Genomic DNA, 21,389 nt, shown 5'->3' with positions numbered 1-21,389 from the left:
CGGAGATACGTCATGCCGAATCGTTCGAAGTTCATTTTATTATAAATTAGTACAGTACATTTCTGGTGAAAAATCGATCAATATTAGATATATTCAATACTTATCTTAAAATTAGGATATTATCGTAAGTATAAACTTCAAATTAATTCAGCAATGCCAGTTGTTGTCATTCTCGTTGTTGTTGGAGAGAGTGAATGAAGCATATTGCGCTTTTTTCGGTCGCGTTTCTATTTTCCGCGATATTCGTGAGCGAAGCTGAGGCGCGGAAGTCCCGCTTTTTTGCCATCCCCGGATTCGGCGGCGGCGAGACGATCGATCTCGTTTACGATCTGCCGGATAACGAGCCTTTTCTTCGCGACGGGGAAGCATTCGACATTGGTTATCTCAACAGCGGGGATAGGAGCGGTTATGTGCTGTATCGCGGCGAGCGTTACAGCAGACTCAGCGATGCTGACATCGCCAGGCTGAAGGCGACGCTTGGTTTTGATCCGACGACAAAAGACCGCATGGAGCGGGCGGCGAGGGCCAGCGACGCGCCCTGGAACCTCGTGATTATCATAGCGGTCGCAATTGCTGGTATCTTTGTGCTTGTGCACAAGGGCATGCAGCTAGTGCGGTGGATTTCGCGTTTGGCGACGATCTCCGCAATTGCGGGAAATAAGCGGCAGGAGGAGGAGGACACCCCCGACCCGCTGGAGGTCCGCAAGAAACAGCTGGTAAACCGTCAATGGAGCGATAGCCAGACGGATCACGCGGCGCGTATCCCGGCAGCATCGCCGGCCCATGCGTCTGCCCGAGGAACCACTGCGGTCCGGACATTCGGACGCAGGAGCGCCTGAGCGGTGCAAAATCCCTAAACCTCAGGCGGTCTCAGGAGCCTGCACTATTCGAACCGGTCGATGATGCTGATGCCGCTTTCCTTAAAGCTGTCCATGGCGGGCAGGGCGGTTGCGGCCTCGGAAAGCGTGATGTGGCGGCCGATCAGCTTTTCCGGCGCGAGCCTGCCGCTTTCGATCATCGCCAGCATGTCCTCATAACGCCATGCCTGCATGCCGTGGCTGCCATAGATCTCCAGCTCATGCGCGATCACCCGGGCCATGGGGATGGCGGGCATGGCGTGATCGGCCAGCATGAGGCCCACCTGTACATGGCGGCCGCGCCGACGCAGGTTGCTGATGGAGTTGCAGCAGGTCTGCGGGTGGCCAAGCGCATCGACAGAGACATGCGCGCCGCCGCCCGTCACCTCGCGAACCGCCTCGGCAACATCGGCAACCGCGCGGCTGTTGATGGTGGCGGTCGCGCCGAGCTGCCGCGCAAGTTCGAGCTTGTCTTCGGCAATATCGATGGCGACGACCTGCGCGCCGAGGCCAGCGCCGATCATGATGGCGGAGAGGCCGACGCCGCCGCAGCCATGGACCGCCAGCCATTCGCCGCCCTTCAGGCGTCCCTGATCGGTCACGGCCCGGAAGGAGGTGGCGAAACGGCAGCCGAGGCCGGCGGCGGTGGCATAAGTCATCGATTCCGGCAGGTGCACCAGATTCTGATCGGCATAGTCGATGGCGACATATTCGGCGAAGGAGCCCCAATGGGTGAAGCCGGGCTGGAACTGCGCCTCGCAGACCTGCTGGTTGCCGGAGCGGCATTCATGGCAATGACCGCAGCCGGAGACGAAGGGCACGGTGACGCGGTCGCCGGTCTTGAAGCGGGTGACGTTTTTGCCGACGGCGGCGACCACGCCTGCGAATTCGTGGCCGGGAACATGCGGCAGGCGGATATCCGGGTCATGCCCCATCCAGCCGTGCCAGTCGCTGCGGCAGAGGCCGGTCGCCTTTACCTCGATGACCACGCCGCCATCGGTCGGTTCCGGATCGGGCAGCGATGCAACAACCGGGGTTTCGCCGAACAGTTCGTAAAAAAGCGCGCGCATCATGGCCTCACATGTTTGGTATGCAGGTTCGAAGTCATACCTGCTCTACCATGTCCCGCAAATGGGCGAAGCGGTTTTACGTCTGGAAAAGCGCTTTAGTCCTTGATGACCATCAGGTCGCCGGCTGCGAATTTCAGCGTCACCTGCTCGCCGACGGCGGGCGGTGCTGTGCCGGGATCGTTGAACATGTCGAAAGACAGGGTCGAGCCGCCGAGATCGAGGCGGGTGCGGATCACGGAGCCGAGGAACTGGCTGGAGGTGACGAGGCCGGAAATGGCGACATCGCCTTTCGCATCGCTGCCGAGCGAACCCGCTTCCGGCCGAAGGGCAAGGGTGATTTTTTCGCCGTTCGCCGCATCGACTGGCTTGTTGAGGGTGATCTGCTGCTCTCCGACGCGGATGGTGTTGGATGAGGAATCGACCACAGTGGCGTCGATGAGGTTCAGGGTGCCGACGAAAGAGGCGACGAAGCGGGTCGCGGGCTTGTTGTAGATATCGAAAGGGGAGCCGATCTGGTCGGCGCGGCCGCCATTCATGACGACGATGCGGTCAGAAATCGACAGGGCCTCTTCCTGATCGTGGGTCACGAAAATGGTGGTGATGCCGAGTTTCTGCTGAATCTGGCGGATTTCTTCGCGTAGCGACACGCGAATCTTGGCATCAAGCGCGGAGAGCGGTTCGTCCAGCAAAAGTACTTCCGGCTTCGGCGCGAGCGCGCGGGCAAGCGCCACGCGCTGCTGCTGGCCGCCCGACATCTGGTAGGGGTAACGGTCCGCCAGATGCTCCAGATGGATAAGCTGGAGCATTTCCTTCACGCGGGCGTCGATCTCGGCTTTCGGCTTGCCGGCGACTTTGAGCCCGAAGGCGACGTTTTCATAGACATTCATGTTGGGGAACAGCGCATAGGCCTGAAACACCATGCCGATATTGCGCTGGTTCGGTCTGAGCGCCGTCTGGTCCTTGCCGTTGATGACGATCGATCCGCCGCTCGGGGTTTCTAAGCCGGCGATCATGCGCAGCACGGTGGTCTTGCCGCAGCCCGATGGCCCGAGGAAGGAGACGAATTCGCCCTTTTCGATGGCCATGTTGAAATCATGCACGACCTGCACGGAGCCGAAGGATTTCTTGATGTTGCTAAGTGTCAAAAATCTCATGAAATATTGTCCTCAGGCCTTGGGAGGCGCGCCCTTCTGGTAGCGTGAAACGAGTTGGATCAGACCCAGGCAACCCCAGGTGATGCCGAAGGAAATCACGGCAAGTGCGGCCGGTTCATAGGCGCGGTTGGCGCCGAGCAGCTGCATGTAGGGGCCGAAGGCCGGGCGGTTCAAAAGGGCCGCCATGGTGAATTCACCGATAACGATGGCGAAGGTCAGGAAGGCGCCCGAGAGCACGGCGACCAGAACATTGGGGAGGATGATACGCGAGAGAATGGTCGTCCAGCCGGCGCCGAGACTTTGAGCTGCTTCCGTCAGCGTCGCCACGTCGATGGTTCTGAGACCGGTATCGACGGCGCGGTACATATAGGGCAAGGCCAGCGTGGCGTAACCGAACATCAAAAGCAGGTTGGTGCCGAAGCTCGTGCCGGTCAGCGGCAGCCAGCTCGAGGTGTTGTAAAGCCGGATATAACCGAAGACGATGACGATGGCCGGGATGACCAGCGGCAAGAGCGTAATGAATTCGATATAGGGCCGCAGACCCGGCAGTTTCAGGCGCACCCAATAGGCGGTGGGCACCACCAGCAGAACGCCGAAAACGATGGTGAACAGTGCCATCACCACGGAATAGCTGAAGGTCTCCTGGAAACGCGGATCGGTCAGCACCTTGCCATAGGCGTCGAATGAGTATTCGCCGCGCCGCATTTTCAGCGAGAAGTTGGTCATGCCGATCAGCGGCAGGGCGAAATAGAGCAGGCCGAAAATCAGCGCGCCCCAGGCGAAGAAACGCTTCATTTCAGCCACCTTTCGCTGCGGGCGCGCAGCCAGATATAAAGTGTGTTGGCGACACCGGTAACGACGATCATGCCGAAGGCAAGCGCGTAACCGAGATGGGGATCGCCGAGCACGTCGCCACGTATCTGGGCAAAAAGCAGAATGGGCGCAATATTAAGCGAAGAGCCGGTCAGCGCTATTGCTGTCGCAACAGCACCGAAAGCATTGGCGAACAGGAGCGCGAATGTGCCAAGCAGTGACGGCAGAAGGATGGGAAATGCGATAAATCGCCAATATTGCGTTCCCGTCGCGCCAAGAACTTCCGCCGCCTCACGCCATTCACGCTTCAACCCATCCAGGGCAGGAGCGATGATCAGTATCATCAGCGGAATTTGGAAGAAGAGATAGGTGATTGTCAGCCCCCAGAAGGAGATGAGGTTGAAGCCCATCAATCTGAGGTCTATCCCCAGCTGGGATTTCAGGAACACCGTCAATATGCCGACCGGGCCGAGTGTGGCGAGAAATGCGAAGGCCAGCGGAACGCCGGCAAATTGCGACGCAACCCCGGAAAAGGTCATCAGCGGCCCGCGCAACACATTGGGAAGACCACCAAGTATGACGGCGGCTGCGACGGAAAAGCCGATCAAACACCCCAGCAATGACGACGCGAGGCTGATTTTTATCGATATCGTAAAAGCGCCCATGATCGCCGGCGTGAAAAGCCCAGCAATATTGGCGAGGGTGAAACTGCCGCTCGGATCCTGAAATGCACCGATGACGATCTTCATCGTCGGCATGATCAGAAACATCGCAACAAATACGACAAATGGCAGCACACCTATCCAGTGAAGCGGCAGCTTTCTGCCCGCGTCGGATGGTCCGCCGGTGTTGGTTGATGGCATGCCTTGTCCCCACACGCCGTTTTAAAACGGTCTATATATTGCGGTTATCACGAAAGAAACACCCCGGCCTTTCTTCAGCCGGGGTGCGTTTTCAACAACTTACTTGACGTTCGCGCCGACTGTCTTGTCCCAGCCACCGGTAACGGCAGCCTTGTTGGCGTCAACTTCCTCGAGTGTCGGGAAGATAGCCTTTTCGTAGGCCGCTGCCGGCGGCAGGCTGTCGATCAGTTCCTGCGGAACCTTGCCAGCCTTGACCATTGCGTTGAAGCGGATCGGGTGGCAATAGCCCTTCAGCCAGCCGAGCTGACCGTCGTCGGAATAGAGATGCTCCATCCAGAGCTTCGCTGCGTTCGGATGCGGTGCATAGGCAGAAATGCCCTGCACGTAAACGCCGGCCAGAACACCCTTTTCAGGCACGACGACTTCTGTCGGCGGGTTGTCGTTCAGCGTCTTTTTCCAGGACAGCGCGTTGTAGTCCCAGGCGATGATGATTGGTGTCGAACCCTGTGCGAGCGTACCGGCCTTGCCGACGGTCGGAACGAAGTTGCCTGCCTTGTTGAGGTCGGCGAAATACTTCAGACCGGCTTCACCGGCTTCCTTGCCGGACTTTGCGCCCTGGCCAAGACCGGCGGCGAGAACGCCGAGAATTGCCTGGTTAGATGTCAGCGGGGGACCGGCAAGTGCGACCTGACCGGAATATTCCGGCTTCAGCAGGTCGGCCCAGTCCTTCGGCGTGTTCTTCACGAGGTCCTTGTTCACAAAGAACGACATGACGCCGTAATAGTCGCCGTACCAGTAACCTTCCGGATCCTTGACGTTGTCAGGAATTTCGTCCCAGGTCGAGACCTTGTAAGGCTGCAGGAGGCCTTCGGCCTTCATCTGCGGGCCGAAAGCGAGACCGACGTCAACGACGTCAGGAGCCTGCGGGCCCTTGTTGTCCTTGTTCGCCTTGATGGCTTCGACTTCATCGGCGGAGCCGGCGTCGGGGTTCAGTTCGTTGACGGTGATTTCCGGATATTTCGCCTTGAAGGCGGCAATCACGTCGCCGTAACCGCACCAGTCGTGCGGCAGGGCGACGGTGGTCAGCATGCCTTCCTTCTTGGCGGCCGCGATCAGCTCGGCGCTCGGTTCAGCGGCGGCAATTGCGGTGGAGGCGATGACCATTGCAGTGGTCGTAGCAAGCAGTCGGCGGCAGTGAGAGATCACTTTTTTCTCCTCTTCGTGTTCTCATATTGCGGACGCTGATACGGATTCTCAATGAAGCTAATGTGACGGCTGGATTGCAATTTATTTATCCGGATTCCGTCACTTTACGCCCGTTTTCCGCCATCACCCGGCTTTTTTGCCTGCAATTGCGGGAGATTCCCTCATGATCCGTGGTGGCCAGATACGTTCCCCAGCTTGGTTTCTTATCCTGTTTTATCGTGCTGGTAGCGATGACAGGTATCCAATCAGCGTGCGGCATCCGCGTCAAGCAAGTTGCCCGGCTATGTAGTTTCATGTTCTGTCCGGCCTGCGGAACAGCCGCGTCTGTTCAAACAGGCCTTCAAGCGCGTTCATGCGTTCCCTGGTTTCATCCCAGGTGCCGTTCTGCACCGCTTCGATCAGCGCTTCGACCACGAACAGCGTAACGACCGAGGAATCCCATGCCGAGGGCGCTTCGATCCTGACACGGAAAGTGTGCAGCGCATGGCGCGCCACCGGCGATGTCCATTGATCGGTGAAGAGAATGATCTGCACGCCGTTAGCCTTGGCCACTTCAGCCAGCGTCGTCATGTCGTGCTCGTAGCGGCGAATGTCGAAGATAACCAGTATGTCGCCGGCGCTCATGTTCAGCATATATTGCGGCCAGGCGCTGGAATTCGACGACATCAGCGTCGTCTTCGGCCGGATCACCTGCATGTGGGTGAAGAAATATTCGGCTATCGCGCCGGTGATGCGCCCGCCGACGAAATAGATGCTGCGCTTGCGATCGGAAAGCAGCGCTGCGGCATTGTCGAAGACGGCGGTGTCGAGATCGCTCAGCGTATCGCGCAGATTGCCGGTGATGGCATCGGCGAAGCGGTTGAGAATGTGCAGGCCGGGCGCATTGGTTGCCCAGCGATCATGTTTGGCGATGGGGCCGGAGATCGTCGCTTCCAGTTCCTGGTGCAGATGCGCCTGAAATTCCGGATAGCCCTTGTAGCCGAGCTTCTGCACCATGCGCGCCACCGTCGGCGTCGAAACGCCGGCATTTTCCGCAATGGTGGTGATGCTGCCGAGGCCGGAGACGGGGTAGTTGCCGAGCAGGCTCTCCGCCAGCCGTTTTTCCGAACGGGTCAGTGCGTCGTAATGGGCATGAATGACATCCGACACGGTCGCCGTCGTGCTGCGCAAATTTTTCCCCTTCCGGTCTTCTGCCGGTGCATGGCTAAAATAAACATCTGTGCCAGCTATCGAGTCAATGGGAAAATGAAGAGAAAATTTCAAAATTCCATTTGACACTCGCAATAATGTGAAGAATTCTTTTCGGCGTTGACGGAACGCGGGGGTTCCGGGTGGGGTTCGTGCATGACGCTGCGGTCACGGTTTTTCACAGAAGCAGAAGGGCAGGCCGTCGGTATCGAGAATGCGGCGGCGAAGGGCGACGTCCTTCTCGTCTGCGAACATGCCTCTGCCACCATTCCGCAGAAATTCGGCACATTGGGTCTTTTGCCGGAGGTGCTTTCGAGCCATGCAGCCTGGGATCCGGGCGCTCTGGCCGTTGCCCGGCTGCTTTCGGAAAAACTTGACGCCACGCTCGTCTATCAGCGGTTTTCGCGTCTCGTCTATGATTGCAACCGGCCGCCCGAATCGCCTTCCGCCATGCCGGTGAAAAGCGAGATTTACGATATTCCCGGCAATTTCGATCTCAGCGAAGCGGAGCGGTTCGCCCGCACCTCCGCACTTTATGTGCCGTTTCATGACCGGGTGAGCGAGATCATCGCCGCGCGGCAGGCGGACGGCCGCAACGTGGTGGTGGTGACCATCCACAGTTTCACACCGGTTTATCACGGCCGGTTCCGAAAGGTTGAGATCGGCATCCTGCACGATACCGACAGCCGCCTCGCGGATGCGATGCTGGCGGGTGCCGACGGGTCCTCGCTCACGGTCAATCGCAACGATCCTTACGGCCCAGAAGATGGCGTGACGCATACGCTGCGGCTGCATGCGCTGCCGGATGGGCTTTTGAACGTCATGATCGAGATCCGCAACGATCTCATCACCAATGAAGGAGAGCAGGCGGCAATCGCCGGTTTTCTCCACGAGCTTATGGGGAAGGCGCTCTCATCGATCGATGAGTGAGGGAGCTATGGCCGGCCGATGGTGAAAACACCGGGGCCGGCTGCCAGATGAGACTGCCGCCATTTTTATAAAAGCCGGCCATGCAGCCGGAAAAACACGAAGCGGCAAGGGAACAGCAAGTGCGTGCGGCCAATCGCGGGAGACTCCCGGGTGAAGCCGGAAACTGGGGCACAATCGGCCAATAACGGCTGACTGGCTTGTTTTTTTCTTATTCAGGAGAGAAGGGCATGGACAGTTCATCGTCAGGCGTCAGCTACAAGAAGGCTGATGCATCCTATTTCGAAAAACGCGGACTATCCCGTTATGCGGGCGTGTGGTCGCTCTGGTCGCTCGGCGTCGGCGCGGTTATTTCCGGGCATTTTTCCGGATGGAATTTCGGCTTTTCCACCGGCGGCTGGGGCGGCATGCTGGTGGCGGGCATCATCATCGCCATCATGTATCTCGGGCTGACATTTTCTATCGCGGAAATGAGCCCGGCCTTGCCGCATACCGGTGCGGCCTATTCCTTCGCCCGCACGGCCATGGGTCCATGGGGCGGCTTCATTACCGGGCTTTGCGAGAATGTCGAATATGTGCTGACGCCGGCGGTCGTCGTCACCTTCATCACGGCCTATGTGAACTCCATTCTCGGGCTCGATCCGGCCTATTCACCTTTCGTGTGGATAGCGTTTTACGCGATATTCCTTGCGCTCAATGTCTTCGGGCTCGAGCTTTCCTTCAAGGTGACGCTGGTCATCACGCTGATTTCGCTTGCCGTTCTGGTGTTCTTCTGGATCAGCGCCATCCCGAACATCGATTTTTCGCGTTTCGCACTCAATATCGGTGTCGGACCTGACGGCAAGGCGGTGGAGTTGCCGGAGGGCGGCGGCTCCTTCTTCCCCTTCGGGTTCTCAGGCGTTCTCGCCACGCTGCCTTTCGCGGTCTGGCTGTTCCTCGCCATCGAGCAACTGCCGCTGGCGGCGGAAGAATCGGTCGATCCCAAGCGCGACATGCCGAAGGGCATCATCCTCGGCATGGTCACGCTGATGGTTTCGGCCTTCATGATCGTATTGCTCAACCCGTCCCTGCCGGGCGTCGGCGCCTTCCATCTCAGCTCCTCGCTTGAGCCGCTGCTCGATGGTTTCAAGGCGATCTATGGCGATGGCGGCGTGGTGGTGCTGGGTCTCGTTGCCTTGACCGGCCTGATCGCCAGCTTCCATACGATCCTCTACGCGCAGGGTCGCCAGATCTATTCGCTGTCGCGTGCGGGTTACTTCCCGACCGTGCTGTCGATTACCCATTCCAAGTATCGCACGCCATACGTTGCCAACATCACCGGCGCGATTGTCGGCTTGGCGGTCATGCTCGTCATCTGGTTCGCGCTGGGTGCGGAACAGGGCGGTAGCATCATCGGCAGCGTGCTTTTGAACATGGCCGTCTTCGGTGCGATGTTCTCCTACATCATGCAGGCGATTTCCTTCATCCTGCTCAGGAAGAACCTGCCGCATATCGAGCGGCCGTTCCGCTCGCCCTTCGGCATTCCGGGCGCGGTGCTGACGGTGATCATCGCCATCGTCACGCTGCTTTACCAGATCCAGGATCCGAACTTCACCAAGGGCGTGCTCTGGGTGGCGGTCTGGTTCGCCGTGGCAATCGCCTACTTTGCCTTCATCGGCCGCCACCGCCTCATCCTGTCGCCGGAAGAGGAATTCGCGCTGGAGCACAAGCAGGCTGCGGTTGCCGCAGCGGCTGCAAAGGCCTGATGCTCAAACGAAACGGGCGGCCGCATCCCGGCCGCCCGGCCACGACAATAAAGGGAACGGACAAAATGACGAGCTACACATTCGACGCGCTTAAGATGGATGTCGCCGAGGGGCGCATCGACACGGTTCTGGCCTGCCTTGTCGACATGCAGGGGCGTCTGATGGGCAAACGGTTCCAGGCGGAATTCTTCGTTGAAAGCGCCTTTGAGGAAACCCATAGCTGCAATTACGTGCTTGCCACCGACATGGAGATGGAAACCGTTCCCGGTTACAAATCCTCCAGCTGGGAAAAGGGTTATGGCGACTATGTGCTGAAACCCGATCTTTCGACGCTGCGGCGTGTGCCGTGGCTGGAAGGCACGGCGCTGGTGCTGTGCGATGTGCTCGATCATCACACCCATGAAGAAGTGCCGCATTCACCGCGCGCGCTCCTGAAAAAGCAGGTGGCGCGGCTGGAGGCCATGGGGCTGAAGGCCTATATGGCGACCGAACTGGAATTTTTCCTGTTCGACCAGACTTTCGATGCGGCGCGCGCCAGCGGCTACAGGGGGCTGAACCTCGCCAGCGGTTACAACGAGGATTACCACATCTTCCAGACGACCAAGGAAGAAGACGTCATGCGGGCGCTGCGCAAGGGACTGCAGGGCGCGGGAATTCCGGTCGAGAATTCCAAGGGCGAGGCCTCTCCCGGTCAGGCGGAAATCAATGTGCGTTATGCCGAGGCGCTGACCATGGCCGACCGGCACGCCATCATCAAGAACGCCACCAAGGAAATCGCCTGGTCCAAGGGCAAGGCCGTGACGTTCCTCGCCAAGTGGAACTACAATGCCGCCGGCAGTTCTTCACACATCCACCAGTCGCTATGGAGCCTCGACGGCAAGACCCCGGCGTTTCTGGACAAGGACGCCAAGCATGGCATGTCGGAACTGATGCGGCATTATGTTGCCGGGCTTCTGGCCCATGCCAGCGAGATCACCTATTTTCTGGCGCCCTACATCAATTCCTACAAGCGGTTCATGGCCGGCACCTTTGCGCCCACCAAGGCGATCTGGAGCCTCGACAACCGCACGGCGGGATATCGTCTGTGCGGGGAGGGCACCAAGGGCATCCGCATCGAGTGCCGTGTCGGTGGCTCCGATCTCAATCCCTATCTCGCCATGGCTGCCCTGCTTGCAGCAGGCATTGACGGCATCGAAAATAAACTCGAACTTGAGCCCGCTTTTGTAGGTGACGCCTATGGCGGCAAGGACGTGCGCGAGATACCCAAGACATTGCGTGACGCCACTGTCTTTCTGGACGGATCGAAAATGCTGCGCGACGCCTTTGGCGACGATGTGATCGATCATTACGTCCATGCCGGACGATGGGAGCAGGAAGAATACGACCGCCGCGTGACCGACTGGGAAGTGGCGCGCGGTTTTGAACGAGCCTAATCATTACGGGAAAACATCATGACCATGATCCAGAATATCTCGCCCATCGACGGCTCGGTTTATGCCGAGCGGGAGGCGATGTCGCTGGAGGCGGCGCGCGTCGCCGTTTCGAAAGCGCGCAAGGCGCAGAAGGACTGGGCGCGGCGTCCGCTTGAGGACCGCGTTCAGCTGGTTCTCAAAGGTGTGGCGCGCCTTAACGAAATGGTGGCCGAGGTTGTGCCGGAACTGGCGCATATGATGGGCCGTCCGGTTCGTTATGGCGGCGAGTTCAAGGGCTTCAACGAGCGCTCCAACTATGTCGCCTCCATTGCAGCCGATGCGCTGGCGCCGCTCGTCATCGAGGAAAGCGGCAATTTCGAACGTCGCATCGAGCGCGAAGCGCATGGCGTGGTCTTCGTCATCGCGCCGTGGAATTATCCTTACATGACGGCGATCAACACCGTCGCGCCCGCCTTGATGGCCGGCAATACGGTCGTCATCAAACATGCGGCGCAGACGCTACTGGTGGGCGAGCGCATGGTGCGGGCTTTCGTTGAGGCCGGCGTGCCTGACGATGTCTTCATCAATGTCTTCCTCGACCATGGCACGACCTCGGCGCTCATTTCCGAGGGACTGTTCAATTTCGTCAACTTCACTGGTTCGGTGGAAGGCGGCCGTGCCATCGAACGTGCCGCTGCCGGCACCTTCACCGGTCTCGGGCTTGAACTCGGCGGCAAGGACCCCGGTTACGTGATGGAGGATGCCGATCTCGACGCCGCCGTCGATACGCTGATGGATGGCGCGACCTATAATTCCGGGCAATGCTGCTGCGGCATCGAGCGCATCTACGTCAATGAAAACCTCTATGACGCATTCGTCGAGAAGTCCGTGGCGTGGGTTTCGAACTACAAGCTCGGCAATCCGCTGGAGCAGGAAACGACGCTCGGGCCGATGGCCAATAAGCGTTTCGCCGAGGTGGTGCGTGCGCAGATCGCGGACGCCGTCGCCAAGGGCGCCAAAGCGCTTGTCGATTCGAAGCTTTTCCCCGCCGATGATGGCGAAAGCGCTTACGTCGCGCCGCAAGTGCTCGTCAATGTCGATCATTCGATGGAGTTCATGACCGAAGAAACCTTCGGCCCGGCGGTCGGGATCATGAAGGTCAAGAACGACGACGAAGCCATCGCGCTGATGAATGACAGCAAATACGGGCTGACCGCCTCGCTCTGGACGCAGGATGCCGCCCGCGCCGGGCGCATCGGCCGCGAGATCGAAACCGGAACCGTGTTCATGAACCGCGCGGACTATCTCGACCCGGCGCTTTGCTGGACCGGTGTGAAGGAAACTGGCCGCGGCGGTTCGCTCTCCGTTCTCGGTTTCCAGAACCTGACCCGTCCGAAATCCTACCATCTGAAGAAAGTCACGAAATGAATATCGTCGCCAACTGGAGCTACCCCACCGCCGTCAAGCTTGGCCGTGGCCGGATCAAGGAACTGGCGGAAGCCTGCAAGACGCTCGGCATCAAGAAGCCGCTGCTCGTTACGGATCGCGGCCTTGCCAATATGGCGATAACAGCGCATGCGCTCGACGTGCTGGAAGAGGCGGGTCTCGGCCGGGCGATCTTTGCCGAGGTCGATCCGAATCCCAACGAGATCAACATGGAAGCCGGCGTGAAGGCCTATCGCGATGGCGGCCATGACGGCGTCGTCGCCTTCGGCGGCGGCTCTGGCCTCGATCTCGGCAAGACCATCGCCTTCATGGCCGGGCAGACGCGCCCGGTCTGGGATTTCGAGGATATCGGTGACTGGTGGACCCGAGCGGACGCTTCAAAGATCGCGCCCATCGTCGCGGTTCCGACGACGGCGGGCACCGGTTCGGAAGTCGGCCGCGCCAGCGTCATCACCAATTCGCAGACCCATGTGAAGAAGATCATCTTCCATCCGAAGCTTCTGCCCGGCGTCGTCATCTGCGATCCGGAGCTGACGGTCGGCATGCCGAAGGTCATCACGGCGGGCACGGGCATGGACGCCTTTGCCCATTGCCTCGAGGCCTATTCCTCGCCCTTCTATCATCCGATGAGCGCCGGTGTGGCGCTGGAGGGGCTGCGGCTCGTCAAGGAATTCCTTCCGCGCGCCTATAAGGACGGCACGGATATCGAAGCGCGCACCAATATGATGGCGGCGGCGGCGATGGGGGCGGTCGCCTTCCAGAAGGGCCTCGGCGCCATCCATTCGCTCTCGCACCCCATCGGCGCGGTCTACAACACCCATCACGGCATGACCAATGCCGTCGTCATGCCGGCGGTGCTGCGCTTCAACCGTCCAGCCATCGAGGACAAGATTGCCCGCGCGGCCGCCTATCTCGGTATCTCCGGCGGTTTCGATGGTTTTTATGACTATGTGCTGGAGCTTCGCAAGGAACTCGGCGTGCCAGAGAATCTCACCGCCATGGGCATCAAGCCGGATCGTATCGACGAACTGGCGGCGGAAGCGATCAAGGATCCGAGCTGCGGCGGTAATCCGGTGCCGATGACGCTGGAGAATACGAAGAAGTTGTTCGAGGACTGCTTTTGATGAGCGACCTTTATTCGTCAGGTTTGTGAGAGGTTGAGAGGGTGCCGCTTGTTTCTTCTCCCCGCCGGGGAGAAGGTCGCGGCAGCGGGATGAGGGGGCAAGCTCTCGGTCTCTCGCTGACGTTGCCCCCTCATCCGACCCTTCGGGCCACCTTCTCCCCGGCGGGGAGAAGAAACGAGTGGCAACGTCGTGCCCTGCACGGGGAGCGAGCCACGTACGATCTCTAATTCATGAAGCCCGCGACGACCCGGTCGCGGGCTTTTCGTTGCGCGGCATAACCGTTCTTAGCCTTTTCTTAACCATGTTCGTTAAGGTTATGGAAAGCACCATGAATTGCTTCGGTGCGTGAATGAGCATGAAACGGCTCTGACCAACAGGGGGTGTCATGTCAGTCATCACTTTCGCCAATACCAAGGGCGGCGCCGGAAAAACGACAGCAGTGCTGCTTCTGGCAACCGAACTGGCCCGCAGCGGTCACCGCGTGACCGTTCTGGACGCCGATCCGCAATTGTGGATTTCCCGCTGGCACGACTTGTCCGGCGAGATCGAAAATCTCTCGGTGATTTCGCATGTGACGATGGCTTCGCTTGAAGGCCATATTCGCGAGAATAAAACCAATACCGACTGTTTCATCATCGACCTGCCGGGCGCGAAAAGCCCGCTGTTGACCATGGCGCTCGGTATTTCCGATCATGTGCTGATCCCGGTTCAAGGTTCAGCCATGGATGCGCGCGGCGCTGCCGAAGTTCTGGATCACATCGAATTCCTGAACCGCAAGATGGGCAAGGCTATCGCCCATTCAATCGTACTGACGCGGGTGAATGCCATGGTGGCGACGCGTTCGCTGCTGCTCGTCAAAATGCTGCTGGCGGAAAAGAACGTCTCGGTTCTCAATACGCCGATTGTCGAGAGAGCGGCCTATCGCGATATTTTCGATTATGGTGGTACGCTCCTCTGTCTCGATAAGGACAAGGTCAGCAATATCGACAAGGCGGTGGAGAACGCGAAAGCCTTCGCCACCGAAGTTGTCGGCCTGCTGCCGAAACGTCTTTTGCGGCTCGGCACGCAACCGGCTCGCCTTTTCACCCGCAAGGCCGCCTGAAACATTGATTTCGGCCTTCTATCCTTCTGCGGTCTTCATCACCGCAGACGGATGATGATGCCTTGGACCATTGGCGGCCGTTGAGCTTGTCCGGGCATCGGTCGACGCTTTTCCGCGCCGGTTTCATTATTCGCTTGATTTGGAAATGATCGTTTCCTATATTCCGGCCATGAGCAATATCAACCACACCAATTCACCGGAACAGCGCTATCGCGGCAGGCCGCGCGAGTTTGACGTCGACCGCGCGCTCGATGGGGCGATCCGCGTTTTTTCGCGACGGGGTTATCACGCCACCTCCGTCGGTGACCTTACCGATGCGATGGAGCTGGCGCAGGGCAGTCTTTACAAGGCTTTCAAGGACAAGAAAGCCATCTTCATCGCCACGATGGAACGCTACAGGATCGTGCAGACCGAGCGTTTCGAGGCGGCGGTAGCTGTTTTCGATACCGGTTATGAGCGCATTAGGGCAGGCCTGATGTTCTATGCGGAACGGTCGCATGGCGGTGTCGGTTCCGATGGATGTCTTGTGGTTGGTGCTGCTGCCGATCTGGCGGCTCTGGATGACGATATTGCAATCGTGGTCGAGCGGGCGGTGAAGGCGAGGGAGCGAATTGTCGCCCGCCTCGTTGCTGAAGGGCAGAAGGATGGTTCCGTGCGTTCGAAGGCCGATCCCGATGATCTCGCCCGGGCGATGCTGTGCATGATGTACGGCATGCGCGTGGTTGGAAAGACGGGGCGCAGCCTCAAAGACATGGTGGCCGTGGTGGATATCGCCATGAAGCTTGCCGATTGACTTTGTGACTATTTAGGAAACAATTGTTTCCATATTGGAGAAAATGATGACGACGCGTGTAATTGAAGGGGATGATGTCGAGGCAACATCCATTTCCCCGGCCTTGACGTTCCTCTTGGCGACAGCCTGCGGACTGATTGCCGCCAATCTTTATTATGGCCAGCCGCTAGCCGGCATCATCGGGGCGGAGCTTGGTCTTTCTGCCGGTGCGACGGGGCTGATCGTGACCCTGACCCAGATCGGTTATGGCATCGGTCTGCTGTTTGTCGTGCCGCTCGGCGATCTTGTTGAAAACCGCAAGCTGGTGGTCAGCGCCGTTGCGATGGCGGTGCTTTCCCTTGTGGCGGCAGCATTTGCGCCGCATGCGGCCCCGTTTCTGATTGCGGCCTTTCTGGTCGGCGTCAGTTCCGTGGCGGTGCAGGTCATCGTTCCCTATGCCGCCCACATGGCGCCGCATGCCATTCGCGGCCGGGTGGTCGGCAATGTCATGAGCGGGCTGATGGCCGGCATCATGCTGGCGCGCCCGGTTTCCAGCCTGCTGTCTGAAGTGGTCTCCTGGCGCGGTGTGTTTCTGACCTCGGCGGCCGTCATGGCGCTTCTTGCCGTGGTGCTTTTCCGGCTTCTGCCCGCCCGTATGCCCGATGCGCGGCTGAGCTATGGGGCCTTGATGGCTTCGATGGGCCGGCTGGCGCTGCACACGCCGATCCTGCGGCGGCGGGCGATCTATCACGCCTTCCTGTTTGCGGCCTTCAGCCTGTTCTGGACCACGACGCCGCTTTATCTGAGCGGACCGCATTTCAATCTGAGCCAGGGTGAGATCGCGCTTTTCGCGCTGGCCGGTGCGGCCGGCACCGTGGCCGCGCCGATTGCCGGGCGGATGGCGGACCGTGGCTGGACGCGTGCGGCCACCTTCTTTGCCCTGGTGGCGGTGGCGCTCTCCTTCGCCGTCACACATCTTGCGCCCGAAGGCTCGCATCTCGCGCTCGCCATTCTGGTGGTCGCCGCCATCGTTCTGGATTTCGGCGTCACCACCAATCTGGTGCTTGGCCAGCGTGCCATCTTCACGCTCGGAGCGGAATTCCGCAGCCGTTTGAACGGCATCTATATGGCAACGTTCTTCATGGGCGGCGCAATCGGCTCCGCCGTTGGCGGCTGGGCCTATGCCGTCGGCGAATGGCAAGCCGCCTCTTGGATCGGCTTCGCCTTGCCGGTGGCAGCCCTGCTTTATTTCCTCACGGAAAAACGTGACTGAAACGCCACCAAATGAAAAAAGCCCGGCGGACCAAACCGCCGGGCTTTTTCTTTTTTCTTTCGGTCGATCCTATTCCGCGAATTCGACCACCACGCCGGGGCGGACCATTTTCGCCAGTTCGGTCGCATCCCAGTTGGTCAGGCGGATACAGCCGTGGCTGTTGGTCTTGCCGATCTTCGAGGGTTCCGGCGTGCCGTGAATGCCATAGGTCGGCTTCGACAGCGCAATCCAGACCGTGCCGACCGGGCCGTTCGGACCCGGCGGGATTTGCAGGATCTTGTCGTTCTGGCCCTGCTTGAAGTTGATCTTCGGATTATAGGTGTAGCCGGGATTGAGCGCGATGCGCTCCACCGTGTGCGTGCCGCTTGGCGAGGGCGTGTCCGTGGAACCGATGGTGGCCGGATAGGCGGCAATCAGATTGCCGTCCTGACCATAGGCGAAGACCTGCTTGATGCCCTTATGCGCGACGATGCGGGCAACCTGTCCCTTTTTCGTCTCGCCCGGATTGACGACCTTGATGATGGTGCCGGGCACGGAAAAATCGATGCCGGGGTTCAGTTCCTTCAGATAGTTCTCATCCATGTGGAAACGTTCGGCGAGCGCTTCCGACGTTGAGGTGAAGGAGAGGGCAGGCAGTTGCGACTTCTCGGCATAGTCGTCCGGGATGGAGGCGACGTAGGGGCCGGCGGCGTCGGCGGCGGTAATGGTGTAATCGACGATCGGCATGCCGCCGGATGCGCGCAGACGCTCCAGAATGTCATCGGAATTGTTGGGGTCGAGCTTCTCGCCGGTCATGTCCTGCCAGGCGGCAATCGCCTTGTTGACGTTGTCGCCCATCTTGCCGTCGATAACGCCGGGCGAGATGCCTTCACGGTCGAGGAATGTCTGGAGCGCGACGATTTCCTGGCGCGAGCGATTGACGGGCGTTGTTACCGGCGTATGGCGCTCGATCAGGTGGTCCGGCTGCGGAACGGCGGCGGTGGTGCTTTCGCCCGGCATCGGCTGGCCGAGCGGACCGCTTTCCACCGCACCGGGTGCGGGAACGGAGCCGGTGTAGAAATTCTCGTCGGAACCATCGCCGCGATATTCGCGGTAATCGCGCACGCTGCCATTCTCCTGATAGCCGTAGTCGCGCTGCGGCTCACGATACTGGCCGCCGGGGGCGGGCGGATAATAGGTGGTGTCGCGCTGGCGCGCCTGCTGCCGCTGCTGGTAGCCCGAGGGCATTTCGGTGGCGAGGAGATTGCCGTACTGGTCGTAAAACACCGTGCGTCCCATGGAATCGCGGCTGATGACGATATCGCCGCGCTCCGGCATGAAGTCGAGCACACGACCATCAGGGGTCACCAGCATCGTCTGCTGATCGCCATAACGCTGCTGCGCGCCAGCCTGTAGCGGGGCGATAGCTGCCGCCAGCGCGACTGTCAGACCCAGAGCTGCGTTAAGAAACTGTTTCACGATTCTGCTATCCCTTACTTGTTCACCGATAAACACACCGCAATCTTGACCCTATTGTGAAAAAGGTGAATTCGCGGTTAATGCAATCTTAATTTCCGTCACGGTTAGTAGCGTTTCCGTGAAGCATGCGTTTTCAAGGTCACAGGGAGGTTTATCTTGCGTTCGTTTCAGGCTGGCAGATCGCCACGCATTTTCCTCGATGAAACCTCCGTTTTCGATATCGGCTCCTGCGTCGTCGATGGCATCGACATCGCGCCCGGCCGCGCCATTCCTGACGATGGCGATGCGCGCATCGACCACTCTCTGGAAGGCTTTCTGTTCACCTGCGGCCCCGACCATATCCGCCATCCCGAGCCGATCGATGGCGACGGTGAGGGACGTCGATATCCGCTGCATGGGTCCTTTTCCTCGCATCCCGCGACGGTCATTGCGTTCGATGTTCAAGAGTCCAATGCATTGGCGCGCGTCGAGGTTCCCGTGAAGCTTGCCGATGGCGGCACGGCCCTTCTGGAACGGACATGGCGTATCGACGGGGAAAGCGGCGAAGTGAGCCTCGATGACCGGATCGTCAACACGTCCGAGCGGCCCATCCCGGTGTTCCTGATGTATCATATGAATGTCGGCGCGCGCCTGTTCGACGATGCCGTGCGACTTGAGGGCGCGATGTTGGACGGTGGCGGCCACTGCTGGCGTTTCGGCGAAGAGCCGGGCAATGTTTTCTGCGTTCCCGCCGGTGATGACGAGTGGGCGTCGCTTTCGCTCGGACCGATTGCGGCCATTGGCGGGAAAACGCTGACGGTGCGTTTTCGCACGCAAACACTGCCCTATCTGCAGATGTGGCGCAACCAGCAGGCGCCGGCCAATGTGCTCGGCATCGAGCCGGTATCGCATCGCTGGGTGGGACGGAGCGAGCTTGAGGCGGCCGGCGAGTTCAATATTCTCCAGCCGGGCGAAAGCCGTTCCTTTGGCCTGCGCTTTTCCATCCTCTGAGCCGTACCGAATGAAGATGCCCTGTCATTGACGCAGGGGGTTTGACCGCTTACATCGGATGCGGATTTCAAGGGTGACAGCCAGCGGCGCGGACGCCGGTTTCAGCGGAGGCATGACATGGATATCAGGCGCATAGACGACGAATATTCGGTAACGGGACAGATCAGCGTCGCCGATCTCGACGAGATCAAGGCGCTCGGCTTCAAGTCGATCGTCTGCCACCGCCCTGACGGCGAAGAAGACGGCCAGCCGCTTTTCGCCGATATTGCCGAGCGTGCCGAGCAGCTTGGCCTCACCATCATGCATGTGCCGGTTGGCCGTTACGGCGTCGATGCCGATGCCGTTGCCGGCATGGTGGATGCGCTGGACGAATTGCAGCGCCCGATGCTCGGCTATTGCCGTTCCGGCGCGCGCTCGACGGCGATTTACGAAAAGACCCATCACCTGCGCGGCTGATTTTCCGCGCATCGTTCTATTTTAAATGCCAATCAACAGGAGTTTTCCATGACCATCAAGCGTATCGAGCCGGGCAAGCGCATGAGCGGCGCCGTCGTTCACGGCAACACCGTTTATCTGGCCGGCCAGGTTGGCGAAGGCACGAGCGTTACGGAACAGAGCAAGTCTGCTCTCGCTGAAGTCGACCGCCTGCTGGCCGCTGCCGGTTCTGACAAGTCGAAGATCCTGCAGACCATCATCTACCTTTCCGACATGTCCACCTTCGGCGAAATGAACGCCGTCTGGGAAGGCTGGATCGACCCGGCAAACCCGCCGGCCCGCGCCACCAGCGGCGCACCATTGGCGACGCCGGACTACAAGGTTGAGTTCATCGTGACCGCTGCTCTCTGAGCATCCGTCTGAGTTTTCAAGAAAAGGCCGGGTCGCGGAAAGCGGCCCGGCCTTTTTTGATGGAATGGGGTCAAAAACTCTCCCCGTCATGCCGGGCTTGACCCGGCATCCAGCCACGGCGTGTCTGCGCCGTGAAGAGAGTCTTTCGCGATCAAGGACTTGATCGCGCTGGACCCCGGATCTAGTCCGGGGTGACGGCGCGGCGTGGTGACATGGCCACAAAATCCCAAGTAGAAGTAATTTTCATGTTTTTGAATCGCTTGCGTCCGTCACCTCACCGGCGAAGCAAGCGCCTTCTCAAACTGCTTCAACGTCGTCACCCGCTCCGCAAACCACAGCCTGGCCAGATCGCTCGCCGAGGCGAGATCGATGCCATCCGGGTCGATGGAGGTGATCGTCCAGCGGCCAGTTTTTGCGCCGGCCAGAACGGCGAGCCGGGACGCTTCGCCCTTGATGGCGTTGAGGCGGGTCGCTTCGCTTTCCGCCGCCGCCATCAGTTCGTCTGCGCCTGAGAGATTGGTGCGCAGATCGGCCGGGGTGATGTTGCTGGCATTGCGGGCCGGGCCGCCATTGATCTGCACACCTTCCGTCCGCAACCGGTAAAGCCGCGTGTCGGGAAGGGAGAGATAAAGTTTCGCTTTGGGGTAGCGGGCAATGTAGCGCGCGATGGCGAGCGGCGCTTCATCCGGGCCGATTTGTTCCGCCTTGCCCACCATTGTCAGCCGCGGCAGCGTCAGCGCATCTCCCTTGCCGAAGGGGGCGAGCGTCAGCGAGATGCGCGCGTCCGCCTCCATGTTGCGGGCGTGCAGCGTCAGCCCCGCCGCGAAGAAAAACGGCGTGCCGTCCGGCTCGATGCCGATATTGGTGGCGGTCGTATAGGGATAACCGCTGACCGGATCGAGGGTCGCAAGCGCTGCCGCGCGGGAAGTGTGCAAGACGTCCCGGGCCACGCGCACGGCCTCGAAAGGCGCACCGGCCGAGGACTCGATCTTTGCGCCGCGCGGGGTGATGACGGGAGAGGCTGCATCCGGCATGTCGTTTCCTGATCCAAAGGGCTGCTGAAAGAAGTGTGAGGCCCCTCCTTCGTCATGCTCGGGCCTGTCCCGAGCATCTGCAACCGATGAACTTTACGATACGTGATTG

General features: G+C 59.8%; 20 protein-coding genes. 12 read left to right on the top strand and 8 right to left on the bottom strand.

Annotated features, from left to right (window positions below; translation table 11 throughout):
* Window positions 1–194: 194 nt before the first annotated feature.
* Window positions 195–839 (top strand): hypothetical protein, encoded by a 645-nt coding sequence (locus RAC79_RS21735; RefSeq protein ID WP_174039504.1) that lies wholly within the window; start codon window positions 195–197, stop codon window positions 837–839.
* Between the two features lie 44 nt (window positions 840–883).
* Here RAC79_RS21735 and RAC79_RS21730 read toward each other — a convergent pair whose 3' ends face one another.
* The 6 genes from RAC79_RS21730 to RAC79_RS21705 all read right to left on the bottom strand — a co-directional run bounded on the left by RAC79_RS21730 (window position 884) and on the right by RAC79_RS21705 (window position 7,133).
* Window positions 884–1,927 (bottom strand): zinc-dependent alcohol dehydrogenase family protein, encoded by a 1,044-nt coding sequence (locus RAC79_RS21730; RefSeq protein WP_078051826.1) that lies wholly within the window; start codon window positions 1,925–1,927, stop codon window positions 884–886.
* A 95-nt stretch (window positions 1,928–2,022) separates the two neighbouring features.
* A complete protein-coding gene (locus RAC79_RS21725) occupies window positions 2,023–3,081 on the bottom strand; it encodes an ABC transporter ATP-binding protein (protein ID WP_374997528.1) in 1,059 nt (352 codons plus the stop codon).
* Between the two features lie 12 nt (window positions 3,082–3,093).
* Entirely contained in the window at window positions 3,094–3,876 is a 783-nt protein-coding gene (locus RAC79_RS21720) for an iron ABC transporter permease (RefSeq protein ID WP_003522814.1), read from the bottom strand.
* Entirely contained in the window at window positions 3,873–4,757 is an 885-nt protein-coding gene (locus RAC79_RS21715; protein WP_065655785.1) for an ABC transporter permease subunit, read from the bottom strand. The genes RAC79_RS21720 and RAC79_RS21715 overlap by 4 nt, the downstream gene beginning before the upstream one ends.
* A gap of 99 nt (window positions 4,758–4,856) precedes the next feature.
* Window positions 4,857–5,963, bottom strand: a complete 1,107-nt coding sequence (locus tag RAC79_RS21710; protein WP_078051830.1) for an ABC transporter substrate-binding protein — start codon at window positions 5,961–5,963, stop codon at window positions 4,857–4,859.
* Window positions 5,964–6,254: 291 nt separating this feature from the next.
* Window positions 6,255–7,133, bottom strand: coding sequence for a MurR/RpiR family transcriptional regulator (locus RAC79_RS21705; RefSeq protein ID WP_003522811.1), 879 nt, complete (start codon window positions 7,131–7,133; stop codon window positions 6,255–6,257).
* Between the two features lie 174 nt (window positions 7,134–7,307).
* On the opposite strand from RAC79_RS21705, the gene RAC79_RS21700 reads away from it, so the two are divergent.
* The 8 genes from RAC79_RS21700 to RAC79_RS21665 all read left to right on the top strand — a co-directional run bounded on the left by RAC79_RS21700 (window position 7,308) and on the right by RAC79_RS21665 (window position 16,952).
* Window positions 7,308–8,081 (top strand): N-formylglutamate amidohydrolase, encoded by a 774-nt coding sequence (locus RAC79_RS21700; protein ID WP_142846467.1) that lies wholly within the window; start codon window positions 7,308–7,310, stop codon window positions 8,079–8,081.
* Window positions 8,082–8,308: 227 nt separating this feature from the next.
* Window positions 8,309–9,823 (top strand): amino acid permease, encoded by a 1,515-nt coding sequence (locus RAC79_RS21695; RefSeq protein WP_065655788.1) that lies wholly within the window; start codon window positions 8,309–8,311, stop codon window positions 9,821–9,823.
* 65 nt (window positions 9,824–9,888) lie between these two features.
* Entirely contained in the window at window positions 9,889–11,256 is a 1,368-nt protein-coding gene (locus tag RAC79_RS21690) for a glutamine synthetase family protein (protein ID WP_174039502.1), read from the top strand.
* 18 nt (window positions 11,257–11,274) lie between these two features.
* Window positions 11,275–12,663: an aldehyde dehydrogenase family protein gene (locus RAC79_RS21685; RefSeq protein WP_374997527.1), complete on the top strand. Its 1,389-nt coding sequence runs from the start codon at window positions 11,275–11,277 to the stop codon at window positions 12,661–12,663.
* Complete coding sequence (locus RAC79_RS21680; protein WP_104679546.1) at window positions 12,660–13,805, top strand: iron-containing alcohol dehydrogenase; 1,146 nt, start codon at window positions 12,660–12,662, stop codon at window positions 13,803–13,805. The genes RAC79_RS21685 and RAC79_RS21680 overlap by 4 nt, the downstream gene beginning before the upstream one ends.
* 385 nt (window positions 13,806–14,190) lie before the next feature.
* Complete coding sequence (locus tag RAC79_RS21675) at window positions 14,191–14,907, top strand: ParA family protein (protein ID WP_065655791.1); 717 nt, start codon at window positions 14,191–14,193, stop codon at window positions 14,905–14,907.
* A 145-nt stretch (window positions 14,908–15,052) separates the two neighbouring features.
* Entirely contained in the window at window positions 15,053–15,700 is a 648-nt protein-coding gene (locus RAC79_RS21670; RefSeq protein WP_374997526.1) for a TetR/AcrR family transcriptional regulator, read from the top strand.
* 46 nt (window positions 15,701–15,746) lie between these two features.
* Entirely contained in the window at window positions 15,747–16,952 is a 1,206-nt protein-coding gene (locus tag RAC79_RS21665; RefSeq protein ID WP_020813639.1) for an MFS transporter, read from the top strand.
* A gap of 69 nt (window positions 16,953–17,021) precedes the next feature.
* On the opposite strand, the gene RAC79_RS21660 is transcribed toward RAC79_RS21665, so the two are convergent.
* Complete coding sequence (locus RAC79_RS21660; RefSeq protein ID WP_220317221.1) at window positions 17,022–18,410, bottom strand: L,D-transpeptidase; 1,389 nt, start codon at window positions 18,408–18,410, stop codon at window positions 17,022–17,024.
* Between the two features lie 156 nt (window positions 18,411–18,566).
* Between RAC79_RS21660 and RAC79_RS21655 the strand changes: the two genes are divergently transcribed.
* The 3 genes from RAC79_RS21655 to RAC79_RS21645 all read left to right on the top strand — a co-directional run bounded on the left by RAC79_RS21655 (window position 18,567) and on the right by RAC79_RS21645 (window position 20,246).
* Window positions 18,567–19,400: an aldose 1-epimerase family protein gene (locus tag RAC79_RS21655; protein ID WP_374997525.1), complete on the top strand. Its 834-nt coding sequence runs from the start codon at window positions 18,567–18,569 to the stop codon at window positions 19,398–19,400.
* Window positions 19,401–19,517: 117 nt separating this feature from the next.
* A complete protein-coding gene (locus RAC79_RS21650) occupies window positions 19,518–19,856 on the top strand; it encodes a TIGR01244 family sulfur transferase (RefSeq protein WP_003522797.1) in 339 nt (112 codons plus the stop codon).
* Window positions 19,857–19,904: 48 nt separating this feature from the next.
* On the top strand, window positions 19,905–20,246 hold the full coding sequence (locus RAC79_RS21645) for a RidA family protein (RefSeq protein ID WP_003494829.1): 342 nt from the start codon (window positions 19,905–19,907) through the stop codon (window positions 20,244–20,246).
* 269 nt (window positions 20,247–20,515) lie between these two features.
* Here the strand turns inward: RAC79_RS21645 and RAC79_RS21640 are convergent, their stop codons facing one another.
* Window positions 20,516–21,280, bottom strand: a complete 765-nt coding sequence (locus tag RAC79_RS21640) for a HugZ family protein (protein WP_065655795.1) — start codon at window positions 21,278–21,280, stop codon at window positions 20,516–20,518.
* Window positions 21,281–21,389: the final 109 nt, after the last annotated feature.

Origin of the sequence: Agrobacterium sp. LR_9 (genome assembly GCF_041954855.1) — a bacterium.
In the GTDB taxonomy this organism is placed as follows: Bacteria; Pseudomonadota; Alphaproteobacteria; order Rhizobiales; family Rhizobiaceae; genus Agrobacterium; species Agrobacterium leguminum.
The sequence above is the reverse complement of the archived record's forward strand: the minus strand, read 5'-3'. Positions and strand labels throughout refer to the sequence as shown.